Genomic DNA, 2,857 nt, shown 5'->3' with positions numbered 1-2,857 from the left:
GGCCGGTATCAAGGCCCTGAACCACGAGCTGGTAGGCGCTTGCGGACGACCGCGAGCCCAGCCTCAAATTCTGCACCGGCTGCATGTAGGTCTCGATGCCCGCCACGCGGGCCAGTTGCTTGCGCAGATCCGCAAGCACCTTCTCGATATCGGGGCGCTGGTCCTTGCCCTTGAGCTGGACGAAGAGCTGCCCCTGGTTGAGCGCGTTGTTGCCGCTGCCCGCCGACCACGCCACATGGTCGACATAGGGCGAATGCGAGAAGACGCTGGCGACCTGCCCTTGCAGCCTGGACATGGCGTCGAACGAGATGTCCTGGCGGGCAATGGTGGTCACCGATATCTGGCCGATATCCTCTTGCGGGAAGAAGCCCTTCGGCGAGATCTGGATCAGCCACACCGACGCTGCCGCGGTGCCGACGAAGACGAGGAACACCAGGAAGGTGTGCCGCAGGCAGAAGCTCAAGACCCTGTCGTAGCCGCGCGTGACGAGGTCCTGCTTGTGACCGGGGCCATGCTTGTCGCGGTCGGCTTTGGTCACCGACAGCAGCCGCGAGCACAGCATCGGCGTCAGCGTCAGCGACACGAACATCGACGCCAGGATGGCGACCGTCACCACCACGGCGAACTCGTTGAAGATGCGCCCGATGACGCCGCCCATCAGCAGCACGGGGATGAAAACCGCCACCAGCGAGATCGAGATCGAGATGATGGTGAAGCCGATTTCGCGCGCGCCCTTCAGCGAGGCGTCGAAGGCCGACAGCCCGTCCTCCTCCATGTGGCGGAAGATGTTTTCAAGCATCACGATGGCGTCGTCAACGACGAGGCCGACCGCCAGCGTCAGGCCCATCAGCGAGATGTTGTCGATGGAAAAGCCGAACAGGAACATCGCGCCGAGCGTGGCGATCAGCGAGATCGGCACCGCCACGGCCGGGATGATTGTCGCCGTCACCCGGCGCAGGAACACGAAGATCACCATGATGACCAGGGCAATGGTGAGCAGCAGCGTGAACTGCACGTCGCTGACCGCCTGCCGGATCGAACTGGAGCGGTCGTTAAGCAACTTGATGTCGGCGGCGGCCGGCATCTGGTCCTTGAAGGACGGCAGCATCGCCTTGACCTTGTCGACGACGTCGACAGTGTTGGCGTCGGGCTGGCGCTGCACGGCCATGATGATCGCGCGGGTGCCATCGTACCAACTTGCGGTCGTGGTCGTCTGCACCGAATCGACCACGCGGGTCACCTCGCCCAGCCGTACCGGGTGACCGTTCTTGGTGGCGATGATGATGTTGGAGAAACCGGCGGCGTCGGTCAGCTGCGTGTTGGCGGTGATGGTGAGCTGCTGCTTGTCGTTCTGGAGCACGCCGAGCGGCGTGTTGCTGTTGGCCGAGGCAACCGCCGCCTGCAGCTGATCGATCGAGATGCCGCGTGCGGCAAGCGCGGTCGGGTCGATCTGGATGCGCACCGCGTATTTCTGCTGGCCGAAGATCGAGACCTGCGCCACGCCGTCGATGGTCGACAGCGACGGCGAGATGACGTTTTCCGCGAACGCATCGAGGTCGGTCAGCGGAACCGTGTCGCTGACCAGCGACATCAAAAGGATCGGCGCGTCGGCCGGATTGACCTTGCGATAGCTCGGCGGCGCCGTCATCTGCGGCGGCAATGATTTCTGCGTGCGCGCGATCGCCGCCTGCACGTCGGCCGCCGCCGCGTCGATGTCTCGGTTGAGCACGAACTGGATGGCGATCGAAGTCTGGCCAAGCGAATTGGTGGTCGAGATCGAATCGATGCCGGCGATGGTGGCGAACTGCTTGATCAGCGGCGTCGCCACCGATGTCGCCATGGTTTCCGGCGAGGCGCCGGGCAGCGAGGCCGAGACGTTGACCACCGGGAATTCGGCGCTGGGCAGTGCGGCCACCGGCAGGAACTTGTAGGCGAACAGCCCGCCCAGCACGAGGGCGAACGACATCAGAAGGGTGGCGACGGGCCGGCGTATGCAGAATTCGGAGATCATTGGGCGGCCTCGCCGGCGCTGGTCGCCTCGGCCACCTTGGGCGCAGCGGCCCCCGCCGTGGTCTTGCCTTCATGCACCGCGGCGCCGTCCTTCAGCCGTGTCTGGCCCTCGGTGACAACCTTCTCACCGCTTTTCAGCCCCTGGCTGATGGCGCTGTTGTCGCCTTCGGTCAGCGCCACCTGCACCGGCCGCATCTCGACCGTGTTGTCCGGCTTGACCACATAGACGAAAGGGCCCTTCTGGCTTGGCTGCACGGCGACGGTAGGAACCGATGTCATCTGCGGCATGATGCCGGCGTCGAGCACGACATTCACATACTGGCCGGGCCATAGCGAAAGGTCGGCATTGGGAATACTTGCCCGCGTCGCGATAGTGCCCGACGCAGTGTCGACGCTGGAGTCGACGAAATCGAGCGTGCCCTTGCCGATCGGCGTCGCGTCACCATCCTTGGTCAGTGTCACCGCGCCCTGCTGCGGATTGGCAAGCGCCTTGTGCAGCAGGGCGAGATTGCTTTCCGGCAGATTGAAGTTGACCTGCAGCGGGTCCATCTGGGTGATGGTCACCAGCGGGGTCGCCGTGCTGCTGTTGCCATTGCTGACGGTGACGAGATCGCCGACGGCGACGCTGACCGCACCCAGCCTGCCGGAAATCGGCGCCGTGATCGTGGCGAAGCCAAGCTGGACATTGTCGGCGTCGATTGTCGCCTTGTCGGCGTCAACGGTCGCAGCGGCAGCCTTCTGCGCGGCGACGGCCTGGTCGTAGGTCTGCTGCGTGCCGGCCTGCTTGGCAACCAGATCCTTGGCGCGCTGGAGATCGGACTGCGAGCTGGCGAGCATCGCCTGATCC

General features: G+C 64.7%; 2 protein-coding genes. Both read right to left on the bottom strand.

Annotated features, from left to right (window positions below; translation table 11 throughout):
• Positions 1–2,011 (bottom strand): efflux RND transporter permease subunit (locus ENZ74_RS27710; protein ID WP_164761257.1); only part of this gene is annotated, 2,011 nt, incomplete at its 3' end.
• On the bottom strand, positions 2,008–2,857 hold an 850-nt coding region (locus ENZ74_RS27705), incomplete at its 5' end, for an efflux RND transporter periplasmic adaptor subunit (RefSeq protein WP_127313143.1). The genes ENZ74_RS27705 and ENZ74_RS27710, both read right to left, overlap by 4 nt.

Source organism: Mesorhizobium sp. M7A.F.Ca.CA.002.15.2.1, assembly GCF_003998715.1.
Taxonomy (GTDB): Bacteria; Pseudomonadota; Alphaproteobacteria; order Rhizobiales; family Rhizobiaceae; genus Mesorhizobium; species Mesorhizobium ciceri.
The sequence above is the reverse complement of the archived record's forward strand: the minus strand, read 5'-3'. Positions and strand labels throughout refer to the sequence as shown.